The following is a 21,287-nucleotide window of genomic DNA, read 5'->3' as shown; positions in this document are numbered from 1 at the left end:
GGCCGTAGAATGGGGGGAGCCCCGCTTGTCCAGCCTCAGGGAGCACGTCCGTGACCAGTGCCGATCTGTCGGTCCACACACGTAATCTTCTCGCCTCCACCGAACCCGAGAACGAACCCCGCGAAGAGTGCGGAGTGTTCGGAGTGTGGGCTCCCGGCGAGGACGTGTCCAAGCTCACTTATTACGGTCTCTATGCGCTGCAGCACCGCGGACAGGAAGCCGCGGGTATCGCCGTGGCCGACGGTTCGCAGGTGCTCGTGTTCAAGGACCTCGGACTCGTCAGCCAGGTCTTCGACGAGCAGACGCTCGCCGCGATGACCGGGCACATTGCCATCGGTCACTGCCGCTACTCCACCACGGGGTCCACGACCTGGGAGAACGCTCAGCCGATCTTCCGCACCACCGCCTCCGGTTCGGGCGTCGCGCTCGGCCACAACGGCAACCTCGTCAACACCGCCGAACTCGCCGAACGCGGACGCCGCCTCGGTGTGCTCGATCCGACGCGGCCCGGCGCGGCGAACTCGGACTCCGACACCGTCGGTGCGCTGCTCGCCCACGGTGCGAAGAACAGCACGATCGAAGAGGCCGCGATGGAGCTGCTCCCGCAGCTGCGCGGCGCGTTCTGCCTGACCTTCATGGACGAACACACCCTCTATGCGGCCCGCGACCCGTGGGGCATCCGACCACTGTGCCTCGGCCGGCTCGACCGCGGCTGGGTCGTCGCCAGCGAGACCGCCGCCCTCGACATCGTCGGCGCCTCGTTCGTCCGCGACATCGAACCCGGTGAGCTGCTCGCGATCGACGCGAACGGTGTGCGATCGTCGCGCTTCGCCAACCCCGAGCCCAAGGGCTGCGTCTTCGAGTACGTCTACCTCGCGCGCCCCGACTCGACCATCGCCGGTCGCTCCGTGCACGCGACCCGCGTGGAGATCGGCCGCCGGCTCGCGAAGGAACATCCGATCGACGCCGATCTGGTCATCCCGGTGCCCGAGTCGGGCACTCCCGCCGCCGTCGGGTACGCGCAGGGCTCCGGATTGCCGTACGGGCAGGGCCTGATGAAGAACGCCTATGTGGGACGCACCTTCATCCAGCCCAGCCAGACGATCCGGCAGCTCGGTATCCGGCTCAAGCTCAATCCGCTGCGCGAAGTGATTCGCGGTAAGCGGCTCGTCGTGGTCGACGACTCGATCGTGCGCGGCAACACGCAGCGCGCCCTGATCCGGATGCTGCGCGAGGCCGGTGCCCTCGAGATCCACGTTCGCATCGCGTCGCCGCCGGTAAAGTGGCCGTGTTTCTACGGCATCGACTTCGCGTCGCCGGCCGAGCTGATCGCCAACGGCGCAGGCACCCGCGACAGCGTCGAGGAGGGGCACGACTACGACGAGATGGTCGAGATGGTGCGCCGGTCGATCGGTTCCGATTCGCTCGGCTACATCTCGATCGACGGCATGATCGGCGCCACCGAGCAGCCCGCATCTCGTTTGTGCGCTGCATGTTTCGACGGCCACTACCCGATCGCGCTTCCCACCGAACAGCGGGTGGGCAAGGACGCCTTCGACGGCGTCGTCGACACCGATTCGGTCACCCCGACCGTGTTGGACAACGACAACGCGGACGTTCTCAGTCGGCCGTAGAAGCTGGTCGGGTACCGTAAGTGCCGCGGTCGGCACGGTTCGGCGTGCGTTTCGCATGCCCGGACGTAGGTGCCCGGCCCGCACGTAGCCAGATTTTTCACGACAAGACACAACTCGAGGCTGGAGCCGACAACTCATGACCGAGGACGCAACCCCCGGAGCTTCCTACGCCGCGGCGGGCGTGGACATCGAGGCCGGTGACCGAGCCGTCGAACTGTTCGCGCCGCACGCGAAGAGGGCCACCCGCCCGGAGGTCATGGGCGGCCTGGGTGGGTTCGCCGGTCTGTTCGCTCTCAAGGGCGGATACAAGGAGCCGCTGCTCGCGGCGTCCACCGACGGCGTCGGCACCAAGCTCGCGGTGGCGCAGGCACTCGACAAGCACGACACGGTCGGTCTCGATCTCGTCGCGATGGTCGTCGACGACCTCGTGGTCTGCGGTGCCGAGCCGCTCTTCCTGCAGGACTACATCGCGGTCGGTCGCGTCGTGCCCGAGCGCGTCGCGGAGATCGTCGCGGGTATCGCCGAGGGCTGCGTCCAGGCCGGCTGCGCGCTGCTCGGTGGCGAGACCGCCGAGCACCCGGGCGTGATGGCCGCCGACGACTACGACCTGTCCGCGACCGGCGTGGGTGTCGTCGAGGCCGAGAAGCTTCTCGGACCGGACCGCGTGCGCCCCGGCGACGTCGTGATCGCGATGGGCGCTTCGGGTCTGCACTCGAACGGTTACTCGCTCGCCCGCAAGGTCCTGCTCGACATCGGCAAGATGAGCCTGACGGCGCACGTCGACGAGTTCGGTCGCACCCTCGGTGAGGAACTGCTCGAACCCACCCGCATCTACGCCAAGGACTGCCTCGCGCTCGCCGCCGAGACCGAGGTGCGCACCTTCTGCCACGTCACCGGTGGCGGTCTCGCCGCGAATCTCGCGCGTGTGATGCCCAAGGGGCTCGTCGCCGAACTCGACCGCACCACCTGGAGCCCCGCTCCGGTCTTCGGCCTCATCGCGCAGCGCGGCCGGGTCGAGCGGGTCGAGATGGAGAAGACCTTCAACATGGGCGTCGGCATGGTGGCCATCGTGGCCCCCGAGGACGTCGATCGCGCTCTGGCGGTGCTCACCGCCCGGCACATCGACTGCTGGACGCTGGGCACGGTGCGCAAGGCGCAGGACGGCGCCGACGAGCGCGCGGTGCTGCTCGGAGATCATCCACGCTTCTGACAGGCGCGAGCGTCACCCGCCGCGAACACGACGAAAGGCCGGTTCCCCCAGGAAAACTGGGAGACCGGCCTTTCGGCTACTGCTGTGTCGTGAACTCGGAAGTCACAGACTCGAAGGCTTCGGACGGAAACGAGCGCCGCCCGGCCTCGCGTCGAATGCCGACCACACCGACGGAGGGGGAGCCGAAAGGTCGGCCTCCCCCTCCGTCGGAGAGTGATTCAGGTCAGCGACGCCAGTCGTCGTCGTAGTCGTCGTCCCATCCGGAACGTTGCTCGGCGAAGACTTCGTCCCGCTGCGAGTTGGTTGCTCCGCCAGACAGCTCTCGCTGGAGGCTCTCGAAGTCGGTGGACGGCGAGCTGTACTTGAGTTGCCGTGCAACCTTGGTCTGCTTTGCCTTAGCCCGGCCGCGGCCCATGGCCAACCCCCTCGCGCTTTGACGGGGCGGCCTGGGGAAAAGTGGCGGCCCCGGTGTGTTGAGTATTTTCCTGACGCCCACTTTAGCGTGGAAAGTTCGGTTGCGCCTCCACACACCCGGCTGGGCCGGTGTCCGTTACGCCTCATAACGACCCGACCTGCATGAATGCTGTTGAAATGTGATAAAGATGCCCTTCAGAACACCCCCGGGACGGCCCGGACGGTGCCGACTCGCACGCCGCCGCCGAACACCGGCGCGGACGAGAGCGCGGCCAGCCGTTCGGAATCGAAGGTCGCGGAACCCGCGGCGGCTCCCGCGCCGAGGCGGTGGAGCAGGGCCGCGGTGAGCGGGAGGCGTGCCCGCTCGTGTCCGTCGTCGATCTTGAAAGCGAAGGATGTGCCGTCCGGCAGCGCCCCGGCGTGGATCCCGTCGGCGCCCGCCTTGCACAGCAGGCCGCGCACCGCGCGCATGAGCTTCAGGTCGTCCTTGCCGGTGCCGGAGATGAGGAACGGATGCTCGCGCACCGCGTCGGCCACGGCGCGTTCGGGCGTGCCGGCGTCCGCCGTCGCCAGCCGCGAGTAGGCACGGGCCAGATTGAACAAGGGGACGGGCACGATCGGCAGGCCGCAACCGTCGATCCCGAGGTCGGTGTCCTCGATGTCGCCCGTCAGCTCGAGGATCGTCTCGGTCACCAGCTGCTGCAGCGGGTGACCGACGTCGGTGTAGCCGTCGGTGTCCCAGCCGTTCGCCGTGCACGCCGCGAGCATCGCCGCGTGCTTGCCCGAACAGTTCATGTAGATCGACCGCGGCGTGCGTCCGGCGGCGAGCATCTCGGCGCGGGCGAGTTCGTTGCCGGGCAGGTCCGCCGGGCAGCGGAGATCCTTCTCGGTGAAGCCCGCGCCGGTCAGGAGCCGGTCGACGGCCTCCACGTGGTCGGCCTCACCTTCGTGCGAGGCCGTGGCGATCGCGAGTTCCGCCGAGTCGCGGGGAACGAAGCCGGCGCGCAGCAGCGCGACCGCCTGCAAGGGTTTGTTCGACGACCGCGGATAGATCGGCGTGTGTACCTCGCCCACCGAGACGAGGATCTCGCCGTCCGGGTCCAGGACGATCAGCGACCCGCGGTGGACGCACTCTCGGAAACCCGAGCGCACCACCTCGACCAGTTCGATGCTCAACGGGTCTCTCCCTTCCGTGACCGCCCCACAAGGTCCTTCTGCGCTCGTCCTACGAGACGCCGCGCCTTCTCGACGACGCTCGGAGCGAGGTCGGCCTGCTGCTCGAGCATCGCGGAGACCCGTCCGTGGCCCTGCCCGGTGAACAGATCGCGCACCGTGGCTCCGTGGGTGGGGACGTGCTCGACGACGACCCGATCGCCCGCACCCACGGGTCCCTCGGCGATCACCTTCAGGTACGCGCCGCAGTCGCCGCGTGCGACGAACCGGGTGGCCCAGTCGTCCTCGTGCGAACGGATCGCGAAGGTGCGGCAGGGAGTGCGCGGCCCGGTCACTTCGAGGAGCAGACCGCCCTCACCGACGCGCCACCGCTCGCCGATAACGGCGTCGGTGGGGGAGAACCCGGCGACGTGCAGGTTCTCGCCGAACCAGCCGATGGGCAGTTCCCGATCGAGCTCGGTGCCCCAGCGCCGCGACTCGTCCTGCGAGAAGGCGTAGACGGCCTTGAAACGACCGCCGTGGTTGGCGGTGTCGCACTGACGGTCGCCGATCAGGCCGAGTTCGCCGACGTGCACCGGTACATCCACGGGGCGCTTGTCGATCGCGGTGACGGGATTGCGTCGCAGTCCGGTCTCGTGCAGCGTGTGCACGACGCAGACCGCTACGACGGTCCCCGAGGCGGCCGGCCGCGTGCCGGCTGCGTCGGCGGTCACCGGCCGCGCAATCGCTCGACCGCCGCCCTTCCTGCCTGGATGCCGTCGTCGGGCGGAATGGAGTCGGGATCGATGGATGCCGCGCACGGCCCCGCGACGAGTGCCGTGTCGGGCGTGATGGTGCGTTTGACGAGCGCGAGCGCGATCGGTCCGAGCTCGTGGTGGTCGACGATCGTGCCGATCCGCCCGACCGCGCGGCCTCCCGCCGTGATGTCGTCGCCGGTCTCCGGTCGCTCGTCGGCCGAACCGTCGAGATGGATCAGGACGAGATGTCGCGGGGGCTTGCCGAGATTGTGGACGCGGGCGACGGTCTCCTGGCCGCGGTAGCACCCCTTGTCGAGGTGGACGGCACCGTACTGGTCGGGGCCGCCGATCCAGCGGGCCTCGTGCGGGATGGTGCGTTCGTCGGTGTCGACACCGATGCGGGGACGCACCGCTTCGACGCGCAGAGCCTCGAAGGCCCAGCTGCCGGCGGGGCGTGCGCCTGCGTCCCGCAGCGCGGTGAAGGTCGCGGTGAGCGACTCGCGCGGGACGAGGAGGTCGAACGAGTGCTCGGTGGGCCACGGCATCCGGCGCACGAACCCGCCGGAGGGCAGGGCGACGGCCGCGTACAGCTCGGTCGGCAGCGCATCGATGCCCAGCGCGGACAGCACGGCGGGGTTGCCGGCCTCAGGCCCGAGCAGGCTCAGCACCGCGAGCTCGTTGCCGTCGCGGGGTGCGGCCTTGGCCCAGAACACCATCTTCTTCAGGAAGGCGAGCAGATCGGGTCCGCGATCGGCTTCGGTGTCGATCCACGTCACGCCGTCCAGGTCGGTCTGCACGAAGTGGTGTTCGACGCGGCCGTTCGCGTCGAGGCTGAGGTTCTCGGCGGAGGAACCCTCGGGGAGCGAGGCGATGTGCTGGCTGGTGATGGTGTGCAGCCAGCTCAGACGTTCGTCGCCGGGGACGGCGATGACGAAGCGGGTGGAACGGTCGACCACCGCGGCTGAAGTGGCGGCGGCACGCTGTTCGCCGAGCGGGTCGCCGTAATGCCAGGGAAGTCCGGCATCGGGCCCGCCGGAGGGCGAGGCGACTGCGCCGGGAAGTGCGAGAAGGGCGCTTTCGGACACGATCGGAGACTCGGTCACGACACCAGTCTATGGGGAACCGGCCGACAGGTCTGCCAGTGGCTAGGCTGAGCGCCATGGCTGAGCGGGTGCTGGTGACGCTGGACGGCAAGGTGAGGGATGCGGACGCACCTCTTCTGCACGCCGACGATTTCGGTGTTCTTCGTGGCGACGGGGTGTTCGAGACGTTGCTCGTGCGAGACGGCCGGGCGTGTGCGCTCGAACTGCATCTCGCCCGCCTCGTGGCGTCCGCCGCCTCCGCGCAGCTGCCCGAGCCCGACCGCGACGACTGGCGACCGGCCGTCGATGTGGCCCTCGAGCAGTGGGGCGCGGAGCAGGAGGGTGTCCTGCGGCTGGTCTACACGCGTGGTCGCGAGGGCGGCGACACCCCGACGGCCTTCCTGCTCGTGACGCCGGTGGCCGAGCGTGTCGATACGGCCCGGCGCGACGGCGTGTCGGTGGTGACCCTGGAGCGGGGCTACTCGACCGACCTCGCGCAGAAGGCGCCGTGGCAACTGCTCGGCGCCAAGACGCTGTCGTACGCGACGAACATGGCGGCATTGCGCCACGCCGAGTCGGTCGGCGCAGACGACGTGATCTTCGTCAGCGCCGAGGGCTATGTGCTCGAAGGTCCGCGTTCGACCGTGCTCATCGCACGCGGACGGACGCTGATCACGCCGCCGCCGGAACAGGGGATCCTCCCCGGCACCACGCAGCAGGCGCTGTTCGATCTGGCCGGCGAACGGGATTTCGCGGTCCGGTACGAGCCGTTGCGCCCGGCGGATCTCGTCGTCGCCGACGGGGTCTGGCTGATCTCGAGCGTGGCCCTCGCGGTGCGTGTGCACACGCTCAACGGGCACGCGCTGGTGTCGCGTGTCCAGGAGGGCGAGATCGAGGGTCTCGTGAACGAGGCGGTCGCCGCCGCAGGGTGATCGGCGGCGGGTGTCCGCCGCTGTTCCACTCCGATGTGACGTGTGTCCGATGTGTCGGGCGACACGAACGTGTTCCACTGTCCGCAAACGCTACTACATTCGGTAGTAGCAAGGCCGGAGCAGTGCTACCGGCGTGACTTTGCGAACGAGAACCGCAGCGTCGGCCCACGCTCGGATTTCCGTACCGACCCGGGCCTCACCTCGGAGTGGCAATGGACGTCTTGGATCTGTCCCGGTGGCAGTTCGGGATCACGACGGTGTATCACTTCATCCTCGTGCCGTTGACGATCGGCCTCGCGCCGCTCGTCGCGATCATGCAGACGATGTGGGTGGTCACCGGTAAGGACCACTGGTACCGCCTCACGAAGTTCTTCGGGAAGATGTTCCTGATCAACTTCGCGCTCGGTGTCGCGACCGGCATCGTGCAGGAATTCCAGTTCGGCATGAACTGGAGCGAGTACTCCCGCTTCGTCGGTGACGTCTTCGGCGCCCCCCTCGCCCTCGAAGGCCTCGTCGCCTTCTTCATGGAGTCGACCTTCCTCGGCCTGTGGATCTTCGGCTGGACGCGACTGCCGAAAATCGTTCACCTCGCGACCATCTGGCTCGTCGCGATCGGTGTGAACGCCTCCGCCTACTTCATCATCGCGGCGAACTCGTTCATGCAGCACCCGGTCGGGGCCGTCTACAACCCCGAGACCGGACGCGCCGAGCTCACGAGCATCTGGGAACTGCTCACCAACAACACCGCGCTGGCGGCCTTCCCCCACGCGGTCGCCGGCGGATTCCTCACCGCCGCCACTTTCGTCGCAGGTATCGGTGGGTGGTGGATGGTCCGCAACATGCGACGCGCCGCCGCGATCCGCGCCTCGGAACCCGAAGAGGCGCAGAAGCTCGAGGACGATGCCCGCGGACTGTTCCGCCCCGCGACCCGGCTCGGGCTGATGGTGATGATCATCTCCGGCATCGGATTGTTCGTCACCGGCGACGTCCAGGCCAAGCTCATGTTCGAGCAGCAGCCGATGAAGATGGCTTCGGCGGAATCGCTGTGCCACACCGAGACCGACCCCAACTTCTCGATCCTCACCATCGGCACGCACAACGACTGCGACGGCGTCATCCACGTCCTCGATGTGCCGTTCGTCCTCTCGTACCTCGCGGAGGGTGAATTCACGGGCGTGACCCTCGAAGGTGTCGAGGACCTGCAGGCGCAGTACGAGGAACAGTTCGGTCCGGGCAACTACAAGCCCAACCTGTTCGTCACCTACTGGTCGTTCCGCGCGATGATCGGACTCGCCGCCGGGTCCGCGGCACTGGCCCTGGCCGGACTGTGGGTCACCCGCGGCGGCCGGGTGCCCGACCAGAAGTGGTTCTCGCGGCTGTCGCTCGTCGCGATCCCCACGCCGTTCCTCGCCAACAGTGCGGGCTGGATCTTCACCGAGATGGGCCGGCAGCCCTGGGTGGTGCACCCCAACCCCACGGGCGTGGACATGATCCGGCTCACCGTCGACCAGGGCGTCTCCGACCACGCGCCCGGAACGGTGCTCACCTCGCTGATCGCGTTCACCCTCGTCTACGCGGCGCTCGGAGTCGTGTGGTTCTGGCTCATCCGCAAGTACGCGATGGAGGGCCCGCAGGAACACGATGCCCAGCCGCCGGGTTCAGGCGACGACACAGACGACACGCAGCCGACACAGCTGTCCTTCGCGTACTAGGAGTGGGCGGACATGGGACTTCAGGAAATCTGGTTCATCCTCATCGCAGTGCTGTTCACCGGCTACTTCGTCCTCGAGGGATTCGACTTCGGTGTCGGCATGCACTTCCCGGTGCTCGGCCGCGGCCGAACCGCTGAGGCCGATACCCGACGCCGGGTGCTGCTCAACACGATCGGTCCGGTCTGGGACGGCAACGAGGTCTGGCTCATCACCGCGGGCGGTGCGCTGTTCGCGGCGTTCCCGGAGTGGTACGCGACCCTCTTCTCGGGTTTCTACCTCCCCCTGCTGCTGATCCTGCTCGCCCTGATCGTGCGGGTGTGCGCCATCGAATGGCGCGGCAAGATCGACGATCCCACCTGGCGTCGCCGCTGCGACTGGGGGATCATCTTCGGCTCGTGGGTTCCCGCAGTGCTGTGGGGCGTGGCGTTCGCGAACATCGTGCGCGGCGTGGCGATCGACGCCGACAAGCAGTACATCGGTGGTTTCTTCGACCTGCTGAATCCGTACGCCCTGCTCGGCGGGGCGACGACGGCGCTCGTCTTCGCTCTGCACGGTGCGGTCTTCATCGCGCTCAAGACCGAAGGCGAGGTCCGGACCGACGCCGTGGCGCTGTCCCGGAAGCTGGCCGTGCCCGCGGTCCTCGTGGCCGGCGTGTTCGTGGTGTGGACCCAGCTCGCCTACGGCAAGGGCTGGACGATCGCCCTCGTCGCCGTGGCGGCGGTCTCCTTGCTCGCGGTGGTCGCGCTGACCGTCGCCGCGCGTGAGGGCTGGGCGTTCGTGTTCACCACCGTGGCGATCGCCGCGACCGTGGTACTGCTGTTCGCGTCGCTGTTCCCGAACGTGATGCCGTCGACCCTCGACCCGGCATGGTCGCTCACGATCGAGAACGCCTCGTCGAGCCCGTACACACTGAAGGTCATGACGTGGGCCGCAGCGTTCATGACCCCGGTCGTCCTGGCCTACCAGGGCTGGACGTACTGGGTGTTCCGTCAGCGTCTGTCGACCGATCACATCCCGCACTCGATCGGGTTGAAGATCGGCTCGAAGTGACGACGACGCAGTCCTCCGTCCCCGCCGACGCCTCCGCGCGCCGACGGGGACCGGTGGACCCGCGGTTGTGGCGCTATTCGGCCGCGGCTCGCGGATATCTCGTCCTGACCGTGGCCACCTCGGTGGTCGACGTCGTGATGGTCGTCGTCACCGCGCTCATGATCGGACGGGTACTCGCGGGCGTCATCACCACCGACGCCCGGTCGATCGGCGACTGGACGACCGAACTGGCGGTCCTTGCCGCTGCGATCGTCGTGCGCGTCGCGGTGACCTGGCTGCAGTCGCGGTACGCGCACCGGTCCGCGACCCGCGTGGTCGCAGAACTCGAGCACGAAGTCCTCGATTCCGCAGCGAATCTTCCTCCGCGCGAACTCGATCCGCGACGCGACGAGATAGCGGTGGTTCTCACCCGAGGACTCGACGGGCTGAAGGAATATCTCACCGGCTACTTGCCGGCGCTACTCCTGGCCGTGATCCTCACGCCGGTGACGATCGTCGTGATCGCCCTGCACGACCTCACCTCCGCGATCATCGTCGTGATCACCCTGCCCCTGATCCCGATCTTCATGATCCTCATCGGCCTGCTCACCAAGGGGAAGGCCGACCGCACCCTGCGTGCGATGACGACACTGTCGTCGCAACTGCTCGACCTGCTCGCCGGTCTTCCCACTCTCCGCGCCCTCGGGCGGGAGAAGGGGCCGGCCGGTCGCGTGCGCGAACTCGGCGACGAGCACCGCGCGACCACGATGTCGGCGCTGCGCGTGGCGTTCCTGTCCGGCACGGTGCTCGAATTCCTCGCCACGCTGTCCGTCGCGCTCGTCGCCGTGAGCATCGGCATGCGCCTGGTCTACGGATCGATGCCCCTCGAAGCGGGCATCATCGCATTGATCCTCGCGCCCGAGGCCTACCTCCCGCTGCGCACCGTCGGCAACAAGTTCCACGCCGCGGAGGACGGGATGGCCGCCGCCGAGAAGGCCTTCGCCGTGCTCGACTCGGCCCCGCGCGACCCGCGCCCTCGACGCGAGTCCGCGGCGACGGCCGGCACCGACCGGGTGGCGAACTGCGAGATCGTCTTCGATGGCGTGTCCGTCCCCGGCCGCGACGGAAATGCCCCGCACCGACTCGACGCCGTCTGCCGTCCCGGCCGGGTCACCGCGCTCACCGGTGCCAACGGGGCAGGCAAGTCCACGGCCCTGCTGGCGCTGCTCGGTCTCGCCGAGCCGAGCGAAGGGGCCGTCACCGTCGACGGCCGGCGGGTTGCGGGCGACGAGGACTGGTGGTCGCGGGTGGCGTGGCTCCCGCAACGACCGGTGTTGTTGCCGGGCACCCTCGCCGACAATCTTCGGCTCACCGGCGTCGACCCGGAGGCCCCCGAACTCGACGACGTGTGCGCGGCAACAGGGTTCGACAGCGTTCTCGCCGAACTTCCGGACGGCTGGGAGACCGTCGTCGGTGCCGGTGGTACCGGCCTGTCGCTCGGCCAACGGCAACGACTGGCGCTCACCCGCACCCTCGCCTCCCCGCGTCCGGTCCTGCTGCTCGACGAACCGACCGCCCACCTCGACGAGGGCACCGAGGCCACCGTGCTCGACACCCTGCGCGGTCTCGCCGCAGCCGGGCGGACGGTGGTGGTGGTCGCACACCGCCCCACCCTGCTCGCGATCGCCGACGAGGTCGTCACCGTTCACGGCGCGCCGAACACGGAGGGCTCCCGATGAAGGACCTGCGCCGGGCGATGGCCCTGCTCGAACTCGAACCGCGAAGGGTGCTGCTCGCCGTCCTCGCCGGTGTCGCGACCCTCGGCAGCGCGCTGCTGCTCGCCGGCCTGTCGGCGTGGCTGATCGTGCGCGCGTGGGAGATGCCGCCCGTCCTCGACCTGACCGTCGCGGTCGTCGCGGTACGGGCACTGGGTATCTCCCGCGGGCTGTTCCGCTACTTCGAACGGCTCGCGACGCACGAGACCGCCCTGCGCGGCACGACATCGGCACGCGCGAATCTCTATCGGCGACTCGCGGACGGCGATCCGGCGGCCGCTCTGAGCCTGGGACGCGGCGATCTGCTCGCCCGCACCGGCGCCGACGTGGACGTCCTCGGTGACGTCGTTGTGCGCGCACTCGTGCCCATCGCCGTCGCGTCCGTGCTCTCCCTCGCGGCGGTCGTCGCCGTCGCCGTCATCGCTCCCGCCGCCGGTGTGGTGCTCGCGGTGGCGCTGCTCGTGGCCGGGCTGCTCGCGCCGTGGCTGTCGGCGCGTGCGGCCGCACGCGCGGACGCGGATGCGAACGCGGCCCGTACCCGGTTCACCGAGAACGCGGTCACGGTGCTGGACCACGCGGCGGAACTGCGGGTCGCGGGACGGCTGGATCCGCTCACCCGCCGCGCCCGCGCCGCCAACGTCGCCTCCGTTCGCGCCACCGACCGGTCGGCGGTGCCGGCCGCGTTCGCCGACGCCGCCGCACCCCTCGCAGTCGGCGCGAGCGTGCTCGGTGCCCTCCTCGTCGGCATCGCGGTCTTCGGCTCCGGTCCCGCAGCCATGAGCCCGACGACCCTCGGCATCCTCGTCCTGCTGCCCCTGTCGGCCTTCGAGGCCACCGCCACGCTGCCGGCCGCCGCACAGACACTCAACCGCGCGCGCCTGGCGGCCCGCCGCATCACGGATCTGCTCGACCGCGCCGATCGGACGGTTCCGCGCGGAACCGAGCCCGCCGACGGTCCCGGCCGGTTGCGCGCGGAAGGTCTGTGCGGAGGATGGCCCGGCGGACCGTCCACCGCGCCGGTCGATCTCGAACTGGCGCCAGGCCGCCGCGTCGCGATCGTGGGCGGCAGTGGCAGCGGCAAGACCACCGTGCTCATGACGCTCGCGGGACTGCTCTCCCCGCGTCAGGGCACGGTGACGCTCGACGGCGTCGATCTCGCGGACATCGATCCCGGTGCGGTGCGCCGACAGATCGGGTTCTTCGCGGAGGACGCCCACCTGTTCGACACGTCGATCCTCGAGAACCTACGCGTGGCGCGGGGCGACGTGGACGAGGACGAGGCGTTCGCCGCCCTCGGAGCGGTGGGGCTGAGGGAGTGGGTGGACGGACTGCCACAGGGTGTCCACACAGTGCTCGGAGCCGGGGCCCGCACGGTCTCCGGTGGGCAACGCCGCCGCATCCTGTTGGCCCGGGCACTGCTGTCGCCGGTGCGGATCCTGTTGCTCGACGAACCCACGGAGCATCTCGACGACGAGAGTGCCGAGCTGCTGCAGCGGCTCCTCCTGGACCGGGATGCGCGTCTCGTCGGCCCCGAGCGCAGCGTCGTGCTGGTCACCCACCGCCTGCCCGCGGACACCGCCGCCGACCTGGTCGTCCGCGTCGAGAAAAATCCGTTGCACAGCTCCTCGGGCGAGGCGTAACTTCGCAGGTACACGAGGAAGGAGGTGGTCTGGAAGTGATTGATATTCGGACGCGTGAGGTGGCTACCCGCTAGCTGCTTGCCGACGACGGAATTCACCGACCGCGCGCGGCTGGCGAATCCCAGGTAGTCACCCGGCCCCCGAGCTCCCGGTCCGTCCGATCGGGACCGCCGACACACGGAGCGATCCGTCCGGCGGTGTGGCTCGGGGGCTGTTCGCGTATCGGGCGAGGTGCGCATTTCGGGTGTGCAAGTTCGTCCGTTTTGGGTACACCGGTGTGGTGCCGATACTTCAAAAAGCTCACGATTCGTTAAGATTGCGCACGTCACCGGGGGTTTTCTTCTCATCTGCGCTCATCGCGCTGCTCTTCGTCGTAGTAACGATCGCCTTCACCGACAGCGTCGATTCGATCTTCAGCACCGCGTCGAACTGGATCATGACGAACCTCGGATGGTTCTACATCCTCGGCGTCACGACCTTCCTGCTGTTCCTCGTCGGAATCGCTTTCACCCACTACGGCCGGGTCCGGCTCGGCGGTGACGACGAACGACCGGAGCACTCGACCCTGGCGTGGTTCTCCATGCTCTTCGCGGCCGGCATCGGCTCGATCCTCATGTTCTGGGGCGTCGCCGAACCGATCTCGCACTTCGCGAACCCACCCAGGCAGGACGTGGAGCCGCAGTCCGTGCAGGCCGCGGAAGAGGCCATGGGCTTCGCGCTCTACCACTTCGGACTGCACACCTGGGCCATCTTCGCGCTGCCCGGCCTGGGCTTCGGTTACTTCATCTACAAGCGGCACCTGCCGCCGCGCGTCAGCTCGATCTTCGCGCCGCTGCTCGGAGGTCGCATCTACGGCCCGATCGGCAAGACCATCGACGTCGTCGCGATTCTCGGTACGGTCTTCGGTGTCGCGACCTCCGTCGGCCTGGGCACCCTGCAGATCAACGCCGGTCTCGCGCAGCTGTTCGACATCCAGGAATCGGGATTCACGCAGATCGCCCTCATCGCGATCGTGACGGTGATGGCCGGTATCTCGGTGGCCCTGGGCCTCGACAAGGGCATCAAGCGCCTGTCGAACCTCAACATCGGCATGGCTGTGATGCTGCTGGTCTTCGTGCTCGTCACCGGCCCGAGCCTGTTCCTGCTCAAGGGCATGATCGAGTCGGCCGGGATCTACGCCGAGGCCCTGCCGCGACTGGCGTTCTGGAACGACACCTTCGCCGATTCCGGCTGGCAGAACACCTGGACGGTCTTCTATTGGGCGTGGACCATCACGTGGTCGCCGTTCGTCGGCATCTTCATCGCCCGCATCTCGCGCGGACGCACCGTGCGTGAGTTCGTCGGTGGTGTTCTCGGTCTGCCCGTGCTGTTCTCGGTGGTCTGGTTCAGCATCTTCGGAATGGGTTCGTTCCACATCGAACTCGAGGGCAACGGCGGTCTCGTCGAACGGGTTGTGGACAACGGCGACATCCCCGGTGCGCTGTTCGAATTCCTCGGCAACTTCCCGCTCACCGGTCTGGTGTCCGGTATCGCGATCATCCTGGTGGTGATCTTCTTCGTCACCTCGGTGGACTCGACGGCCATGGTGCTCGACATGATGGCGACCGGTCACGAGGAGAAGGCCCCGATCCACCAGCGCCTGTTCTGGGCGGTGCTCATGGGTCTGGTCGCCGCGACCATGCTCGTCGCGACCGGCAAGGACGGTCTGGACGCACTTCAGCAGGTCATCACCGTGGTGGGTCTGCCCTTCTTCGTGATGGGCTTCGTGATGATGTACAGCCTCGTACGCGGTATCCGTGAGGACCTCGGCGAGCGGCCGGAACCGGTCACCCGCCAGTGGCCCGAGGTGCGGTCCGCCGAGGACCTCGAGGCGGCCGAGGAACTACCGGCCCCCGAGGTCGTCGTCCAGACACGGGCCATCCCCGACGAGAGCGGGGACGACGGAACCGATGCCGAGGATGCCGGCATGGAGAAGGTGTACGCGGACGAACCCGAGGCGCTCGGAGCGCGGGGGAGGGGTGGGGCCCGGTCAGCCGATATGGCGTGACAACCGGGCGGACATCCGGGGCTTCAGCTCGCCGTCGGCGGTGACGCGCTCCTCGACGTAGGCGAGGTCGCCACCGTCGACGATGCCGTAGAGCCGCTTCGCGCCGCCGACGACCTCGCCGGACTTGGTGCGGATCACCACGTCGGTTGCCAGCTCCCACGAGGACTGCGTGAGGGCGGTGCCGTAGTACAGCTCGACGACGCCGGAGCTGTGCGTCAGCAGTAGTTCGAGCGTCTCGGGATCGTCGCTGCCGGATGCGTCCGTTCCGGACACACGCCAGAAGCCGCTCTCACGCCGATCCTCGCCCGTGTAGGCACCCGACTCGTCGAGACGCCACGAGCGGGCCTCCCACACGAGATACGGGCCGCCGTTGTGCGCGACGGTGATCTGCTGACCGAACGGGTAGTCGCCGGTCTCGGGATCGTTGGCCTCACCCTCGCCGCGCCACACACCGACCAGCGGGAGGACGGCGAGGAGGGCGGGGCTCAGGTCGGGACCGAGCCGCAGGTTCGCGGTGTCCTCGGCGCCCGGCAACCCGGACAGGACGGGAATGTTCAGCTCGGCGGTGACGCGAGCGCGTTCGGCTGCCCGAGCGATCGCCTCGTCGCCGCTACGCCGTGCGCCGTCCGATCCGTCGTTCGTCACGATCCGTCGGAGACGACGCGGTAGATGGTGTACAGCGCGAACCAGGTGATGAGGAGCGCCGCGGCGACCAGCAGAATTTCGAAGAAGATGACCACGCGGCCATTCTAGACAACCCCTTTTCGGGGACGACGAAGGGCTCCGCTCCAGATGGAGCAGAGCCCTTCGCCGGGGTGTTCCGGACGGATTACTTCGCGACCGTCACGTCCACGTTGTGCACGCCGGGAGCGGTGGGGCTCACGGTGGAGGTGCCGTTACCGGAGCTCGACAGAGCGCGGATCTTCCAATCGCCGGGAGCGGCGAAGAAACGGAAATCGCCGGTCGCCGATGCGACGACCTCGGCCGTGAACTCGTCGGTGCCGTCGAGCAGGCGCACGAACGCGCCGCCCACGGGCTCACCGTCGGCGTTCAGGACGCGGCCGGTGATGACCGTCTCCTTCTCGGTGTCCACGCCGGCGGGCAGGGTCTGGGTCTGGATGGGTGCTCCACACATGTTCAGTTGACCTCCAATTCGATCGGGGCGCCGACGAGCGAGCCGTACTCGACCCAGCTGCCGTCGTAGTTCTTCACATTCTGCTTGCCGAGGATCTCCTGCAGCACGAACCAGGTGTGGCTCGAGCGCTCACCGATACGGCAGTAGGCGATGGTCTCCTTGCTGTCGTCGAATCCCTTCTCGGCGTACAGCTTCTCGAGGTCCTCGTCGGACTTGAAGGTGCCGTCCTCGTTGGCGGTGGTGCTCCACGGGATGTTGATGGCACCGGGGACGTGGCCGCGCTGCTGCGCCTGCTCCTGCGGCAGGTGGGCCGGAGCGAGGATCTTGCCGGAGAACTCGTCGGGCGAACGCACGTCGACGATGTTCTTCGTGCCGATCGAGTCGATGACCTCGTCGCGGAAGGCGCGGATGGAGTAGTCGGGCTCGGCGGCCTTGTACTCGGTGGCCGGGCGGGTGACCTCGTCCTTCGACAGCGGCCGGCCGTCGAGCTCCCACTTCTTGCGGCCGCCGTCGACGAGCTTGACGTCCTGGTGGCCGTACAGCTTGAAGTACCAGTAGGCGTACGCCGCGAACCAGTTGTTGTTGCCGCCGTACAGCACGACCGTGTCGTCGTTCGCGATGCCCTTGCGCGAGAGGAGCTCGGAGAACTGCTCGCGGTTCAGGAAGTCGCGGCGGACGCCGTCCTGCAGGTCCTTGCGCCAGTCGAGCTTGACGGCGCCTTCGATGTGGCCACCGTCGTAAGCGGCGGTGTCCTCGTCGACCTCGACGAAAACGGTCTTCGGCGCGTTGAGGTTCTGCTCTGCCCAGTCGGCGGAGACCAGGACGTCGGAGCGAGCCATGGGTGTTCCTTTCGGTGAGGGAATCCGGGAGGTTTCCGGGAGCGGAACCCGGGCGGGCTCCGTGCCGGTGGAGATGGGGTGTCGAGTCCGGTGACCGCCGGTCAGGCGGGCACGCGACGCATTCGAGCAATCAGCGGGTAGATCCGGCAGCCGAGACACACGCCGAAGGCGGCATTGAGCAGCGCCGCGAACAGCGCGAAGCCGGCGGCCACCGAGCCCACGGCGGTCGCGCCGGCGAAGAACGCGACGGTTCCGACGAGGGCGAAGACGAAGCCGACGAGCTGCGCGAACCGCAGCGGCTCCACCGGCTCGGTCTCGATCGGAGCACCGAGGCGGGGAGCAACGAGCCGCGCGAACAGCGCACCGTACGGGCTGCGTCGCGGGCCGAGTGCCGCTCCGAGAGCGAACACGATCGTCTGCAGGGCCAGGAGTGCGGCCGCAGCGACGGGAGAGAAGGCGGCGACGATCAGGACGACGACGAGGACGCCGGTCGTGATCCACGCCGCGAATCGGGGGCCACGCACGTCGACCTGCCGGCCGGGCGTGCGGGAAGTGGATACGGACATGGAGAAGCTCCTGCTGAATTCTGATCGCTGGGCGGAGGGCGATGTACTACCGCGGGGCGACGTATCGGTTGAAGCGGTGTCAGCCGCAGTGTCGGGACGAGCCCGCCGATACGTTCAGCAGGGACAACAACAGCCACCGAGGCGGCACAGATCGACTGCGCGGCGTCGGGTGAGCATCAGCTCGTGGCGGTTCTGCACGCGAGGGAGTTTAACCCACGTCACCGAGGTGGGGGACCCCCGGGATCACAGCGACGCGAGTGCTGTGCGCAGGTCCTCGGCGGTCGGAACGCCGGACGCGCGGAACCGCTCGCGCCCGTCGCCGTCGAAGACGAACGTGGTGGGCAGTGACAGGACTCCGAGTGTCCGTGCCAGGACGGGATTTTCGTCGAAATCGAGCTCGACCTCGCGGGCCGGGCGGGGCGCGCGCTCCAGGACCTGCACGACGACGCGCCGCACCGCCGCACACGGTCCGCACCAGGGTGCGGAGAAGTGCAGGACCACCGGAACGCCGTCCCCGACGCCCGCCGTGGCGAGCGCGGGATCGAGTTCGTGTGGCCCGGCCGGTGCATCGACGCCGACGGCGCGGACCTTGCCGGAACGGGTGCGCAGAGCCGTGCCCACCACCAGTGTGGCGACTATCACGACCATGAGGACGGTCACTGCGATCATGCCGGGGTCTGCACCTCCTGCAGGTCGATGACAGCGTCGCGGGCCTCACCCTCGATGACGATCCGGGAGCCACGTGCCTCGACGAAGGTGGGCCGGACTCCGAACGGCAGATTCTGCGGCTCGATCGTCGTCGTGAACAGTCCCAGCACCGCCGGCTTCAGGATGTCCGGCACCGAGAAGTCGGCGCGTCCCTCGGGGCCGAAGTAGAGATCCGACGCGACGATGTGGACGCGGTCGCCGTCGAGTACCAGATCGGCCTGGACGCTGACCGTGGCCTCCACCGGTCCGACGGGCACCGTTCCGGTGAGGACGACCCCGCCGGCCGTCGTCGGCCCGGAGCCACCGGACCCGCCCGTGCCGTCGGACTTGTTCGCCGGAGGAGCGGAAACCTGCAGATCGGGGATGCCGTAGAGCTGTCCGAGCTCGGTGGCGTCGAGCATGACCCGGCCGTACAGCAGGTCGACGGGCACGGACCGGATCGACCCGTCGAGCAGTTCGCCGGCCTCGGCGTGTGCGCCGATCAGGTTGGCCTCGACGGTGATGTCCCCGAGCAGATCGGTGTGGACGTTGTCGGCCACGATCTCGACGTTCTCGTAGTGACCGTTGCGGGCCTGGAGGAGGAACGGGAAGCCGTGGATGGTCACTGCCGGATCGGACTCGAGAACGCCGCCCTCCCGCAGCGCACGCGAGACGCGGTATTCCGACCACGCCGCCGCGCCGAAATCGGCGAGGACCGCGAGTCCGAGCAGGACTACGAGACCGAAGATCAGTTTGCGCACGCCCACCATTGTGTCGGACGCGCCGGACACCGGACCGGGCCCGTCCGCTCCGATGCCGTCCACGGAATTGTCGTGCTTACATGACGGTAACAATCAGGGCGTTACTCTGTTGCACGACGTTTACGACCCCTATCCGCGCTGGTCGCGCGAAGAACTGGAGGCCCGGTGGAGCTGCTCCTTCTGACCTCCGACCCGAATCCGGATGCGGTCCTGCCATCGTTGGCGCTGCTCCCGCATTCGGTCAGGCCGGCTCCCACGGAAGTATCGTCGCTGCTCGAGGCGGGTTCTGCGGACATCGCGATCGTCGATGCCCGCACCGATCTCGCCGCGGCGCGAGGACTGTGCCGGTTGCTCGGCAGTACCGGGTCGGCCGTGCCGGTCGTCGCTGTGCTCACCGAGGGCGGACTCGTGGCCGTCAACCCCGAATGGGGACTCGACGACATCCTGTTGTCCACGACGGGACCGGCCGAGCTCGATGCACGCCTGCGGCTGCTCATCGGCCGCTCGGGCGTCGCGGTGGGGCCGGAGAACACGGGCAAGATCACCCTCGGCGAGCTCACCATCGACGAGGGCACCTACACCGCCCGCCTGCGCGGACGCCCGCTCGACCTCACGTACAAGGAGTTCGAACTCCTCAAGTACCTCGCCCAGCACGCGGGCCGGGTGTTCACCCGCGCCCAGCTGCTGCAGGAGGTCTGGGGGTACGACTTCTTCGGTGGTACCCGCACCGTCGACGTCCACGTCCGACGTCTGCGCGCGAAGCTCGGCCCCGAGCACGAAGCGTTGATCGGAACCGTCCGCAACGTCGGCTACAAGGCGGTGCGTCCGTCCACCAGGGCCGGCAAGGGCGGCAATGTCACCCCCGACGTCGACGACGACGATGTGGACGACACGCTTCTCGACGACCCCCGGATCGCGGATTCCGGCGCGGGGGACACCGGCGCCGGGGACTCCGGGGCACAATTCGTTCCGTGAGCACCGATACGGAATTCGCCGATCACCCGTCCGCCGAGCAGGCCGAAGCCGTGCGCGCCGTGTTGTCGCGGGCAACGCAGGCCGACGGCACCGCGCCGATCTCCGAACAGGCGGTGCATTCCCTCGGCCGGGAAGGCTCGGCCCGGCATCTCGTCGCGCTCGCGGACGACGGCGCTGTGGCGGGCTACGCGAACGTCGTGCCTGCCCAGGACGGCCATCCCGCGATGGCGGAGGTCGTGGTCGACCCGCCGCACCGCGGACGTGGACTGGGCCGCGAACTCGTCGGACGTGCACTCACCGAAGGTGGCGACGACACCCGCGTCTGGGCACACGGCGATCTGCCCGCCGCGAAGGCGGTGGCGCGACATCTCGGTCTGACGGGGGTACGCGAACTCCTCCAGTTGCGTCGCCCCCTCACCGAGGACGACCTTCCCTCCCTCGAGGTCCCCGAGTCGGTGCAGCTGCGCACCTACGGCGGCCCGGAGGACGACGCCGAGCTGCTCCGGGTCAACGCCGCCGCGTTCGAATGGCATCCCGAACAGGGCCGCTGGACGACCGCCGACGTGGAGGAACGCCGACGCGAGTCGTGGTTCGATCCCGAAGGTCTGTTCCTCGCGTTCGACCCCGCCGAGCCCGATCGCCTGCTCGGCTTCCACTGGACCAAGGTGCACCCGGCCACCGCATCCGACCCGCAGCTCGGCGAGGTCTACGTGGTGGGCATCGACCCGTCCGCGCAGGGACGGGGGCTCGGTCGCCTGCTCACGCTCGCCGGTCTGCACTACCTCCGCGATCGCGGTCTGCCCGGAGTCCTGCTCTACGTCGAAGGCGACAACACCGCGGCGCTGAACACCTACGGCAAGCTCGGCTTCGAGCGGTTCCACGTGGATGTCGCCTACGCCCGGAGGTGAACGTCTCCGTTCCCCCACGAAGATGAACACC

General features: G+C 68.6%; 22 protein-coding genes. 10 read left to right on the top strand and 12 right to left on the bottom strand.

Annotated elements, in window-relative coordinates:
* The first annotated feature begins 50 nt into the window (after positions 1-50).
* Positions 51-1,634: an amidophosphoribosyltransferase gene (gene purF, locus GON09_RS14130; protein WP_213932326.1), complete on the top strand. Its 1,584-nt coding sequence runs from the start codon at positions 51-53 to the stop codon at positions 1,632-1,634.
* Positions 1,635-1,770: 136 nt separating this feature from the next.
* Positions 1,771-2,844: a phosphoribosylformylglycinamidine cyclo-ligase gene (purM, locus tag GON09_RS14125; protein WP_016695606.1), complete on the top strand. Its 1,074-nt coding sequence runs from the start codon at positions 1,771-1,773 to the stop codon at positions 2,842-2,844.
* Positions 2,845-3,067: 223 nt separating this feature from the next.
* Here purM and GON09_RS14120 read toward each other — a convergent pair whose 3' ends face one another.
* The 4 genes from GON09_RS14120 to ygfZ all read right to left on the bottom strand — a co-directional run bounded on the left by GON09_RS14120 (position 3,068) and on the right by ygfZ (position 6,271).
* Complete coding sequence (locus tag GON09_RS14120; RefSeq protein ID WP_006551813.1) at positions 3,068-3,259, bottom strand: DUF3073 domain-containing protein; 192 nt, start codon at positions 3,257-3,259, stop codon at positions 3,068-3,070.
* 194 nt (positions 3,260-3,453) lie between these two features.
* On the bottom strand, positions 3,454-4,434 hold the full coding sequence (locus GON09_RS14115; RefSeq protein ID WP_213932325.1) for an asparaginase: 981 nt from the start codon (positions 4,432-4,434) through the stop codon (positions 3,454-3,456).
* On the bottom strand, positions 4,431-5,144 hold the full coding sequence (locus tag GON09_RS14110) for an MOSC domain-containing protein (protein ID WP_213932324.1): 714 nt from the start codon (positions 5,142-5,144) through the stop codon (positions 4,431-4,433). Before GON09_RS14110 ends, GON09_RS14115 begins: the two co-directional genes overlap by 4 nt.
* On the bottom strand, positions 5,141-6,271 hold the full coding sequence (gene ygfZ / locus GON09_RS14105) for a CAF17-like 4Fe-4S cluster assembly/insertion protein YgfZ (RefSeq protein ID WP_213932323.1): 1,131 nt from the start codon (positions 6,269-6,271) through the stop codon (positions 5,141-5,143). Before ygfZ ends, GON09_RS14110 begins: the two co-directional genes overlap by 4 nt.
* A 56-nt stretch (positions 6,272-6,327) precedes the next feature.
* On the opposite strand from ygfZ, the gene GON09_RS14100 reads away from it, so the two are divergent.
* The 5 genes from GON09_RS14100 (at position 6,328) to cydC (ending at position 13,338) form a co-directional block, all read left to right on the top strand.
* A complete protein-coding gene (locus GON09_RS14100; RefSeq protein ID WP_213932322.1) occupies positions 6,328-7,182 on the top strand; it encodes an aminodeoxychorismate lyase in 855 nt (284 codons plus the stop codon).
* Between the two features lie 212 nt (positions 7,183-7,394).
* Positions 7,395-8,894, top strand: a complete 1,500-nt coding sequence (locus tag GON09_RS14095; protein WP_213932321.1) for a cytochrome ubiquinol oxidase subunit I — start codon at positions 7,395-7,397, stop codon at positions 8,892-8,894.
* Positions 8,895-8,906: 12 nt separating this feature from the next.
* Complete coding sequence (cydB, locus tag GON09_RS14090; RefSeq protein WP_213932320.1) at positions 8,907-9,944, top strand: cytochrome d ubiquinol oxidase subunit II; 1,038 nt, start codon at positions 8,907-8,909, stop codon at positions 9,942-9,944.
* Complete coding sequence (cydD, locus tag GON09_RS14085) at positions 9,941-11,662, top strand: thiol reductant ABC exporter subunit CydD (RefSeq protein ID WP_213932319.1); 1,722 nt, start codon at positions 9,941-9,943, stop codon at positions 11,660-11,662. The genes cydB and cydD overlap by 4 nt, the downstream gene beginning before the upstream one ends.
* Positions 11,659-13,338, top strand: a complete 1,680-nt coding sequence (gene cydC / locus GON09_RS14080) for a thiol reductant ABC exporter subunit CydC (protein ID WP_213932318.1) — start codon at positions 11,659-11,661, stop codon at positions 13,336-13,338. Before cydD ends, cydC begins: the two co-directional genes overlap by 4 nt.
* Before the next feature lie 300 nt (positions 13,339-13,638).
* Here the strand turns inward: cydC and GON09_RS28885 are convergent, their stop codons facing one another.
* Positions 13,639-13,776 carry a hypothetical protein gene (locus tag GON09_RS28885; RefSeq protein WP_307854521.1) on the bottom strand — a complete coding sequence of 46 codons (138 nt, stop codon included), beginning with the start codon at positions 13,774-13,776 and terminating at the stop codon, positions 13,639-13,641.
* Between GON09_RS28885 and GON09_RS14075 the strand changes: the two genes are divergently transcribed.
* The gene (locus GON09_RS14075; RefSeq protein ID WP_307854514.1) at positions 13,721-15,385 is read left to right on the top strand and encodes a BCCT family transporter; all 1,665 of its coding nucleotides are present in this window, start codon (positions 13,721-13,723) and stop codon (positions 15,383-15,385) included. The genes GON09_RS28885 and GON09_RS14075 overlap by 56 nt on opposite strands.
* On the opposite strand, the gene GON09_RS14070 is transcribed toward GON09_RS14075, so the two are convergent.
* From GON09_RS14070 to GON09_RS14045, 7 genes are all read right to left on the bottom strand, one after another.
* The gene (locus tag GON09_RS14070; RefSeq protein WP_213932316.1) at positions 15,368-16,030 is read right to left on the bottom strand and encodes an FABP family protein; all 663 of its coding nucleotides are present in this window, start codon (positions 16,028-16,030) and stop codon (positions 15,368-15,370) included. The genes GON09_RS14075 and GON09_RS14070 overlap by 18 nt on opposite strands.
* A 184-nt stretch (positions 16,031-16,214) precedes the next feature.
* Positions 16,215-16,520, bottom strand: a complete 306-nt coding sequence (locus GON09_RS14065) for a DUF1416 domain-containing protein (RefSeq protein WP_213932315.1) — start codon at positions 16,518-16,520, stop codon at positions 16,215-16,217.
* 2 nt (positions 16,521-16,522) lie between these two features.
* On the bottom strand, positions 16,523-17,359 hold the full coding sequence (locus GON09_RS14060) for a sulfurtransferase (RefSeq protein ID WP_213932314.1): 837 nt from the start codon (positions 17,357-17,359) through the stop codon (positions 16,523-16,525).
* Positions 17,360-17,460: 101 nt separating this feature from the next.
* Positions 17,461-17,925, bottom strand: coding sequence for a DUF4395 domain-containing protein (locus tag GON09_RS14055; protein WP_213932313.1), 465 nt, complete (start codon positions 17,923-17,925; stop codon positions 17,461-17,463).
* A gap of 114 nt (positions 17,926-18,039) precedes the next feature.
* The gene (locus GON09_RS28985; RefSeq protein WP_363887211.1) at positions 18,040-18,123 is read right to left on the bottom strand and encodes a putative leader peptide; all 84 of its coding nucleotides are present in this window, start codon (positions 18,121-18,123) and stop codon (positions 18,040-18,042) included.
* A gap of 45 nt (positions 18,124-18,168) precedes the next feature.
* The gene (locus GON09_RS14050; RefSeq protein WP_213932312.1) at positions 18,169-18,594 is read right to left on the bottom strand and encodes a thioredoxin family protein; all 426 of its coding nucleotides are present in this window, start codon (positions 18,592-18,594) and stop codon (positions 18,169-18,171) included.
* Positions 18,591-19,373, bottom strand: a complete 783-nt coding sequence (locus tag GON09_RS14045; protein WP_213932311.1) for an LmeA family phospholipid-binding protein — start codon at positions 19,371-19,373, stop codon at positions 18,591-18,593. The genes GON09_RS14050 and GON09_RS14045 overlap by 4 nt, the downstream gene beginning before the upstream one ends.
* A gap of 165 nt (positions 19,374-19,538) precedes the next feature.
* On the opposite strand from GON09_RS14045, the gene GON09_RS14040 reads away from it, so the two are divergent.
* The gene (locus GON09_RS14040; protein ID WP_213932310.1) at positions 19,539-20,348 is read left to right on the top strand and encodes a winged helix-turn-helix transcriptional regulator; all 810 of its coding nucleotides are present in this window, start codon (positions 19,539-19,541) and stop codon (positions 20,346-20,348) included.
* A complete protein-coding gene (gene mshD / locus GON09_RS14035; protein WP_213932309.1) occupies positions 20,345-21,256 on the top strand; it encodes a mycothiol synthase in 912 nt (303 codons plus the stop codon). The genes GON09_RS14040 and mshD overlap by 4 nt, the downstream gene beginning before the upstream one ends.
* The last annotated feature ends 31 nt before the right edge of the window (positions 21,257-21,287 follow it).

This window comes from Rhodococcus sp. B50, from assembly GCF_013602415.1.
Lineage (GTDB): Bacteria > Actinomycetota > Actinomycetes > Mycobacteriales > Mycobacteriaceae > Rhodococcus.
Note: the sequence above shows the minus strand (reverse complement) of the source record. Positions and strands in the feature narration are given on the sequence as shown.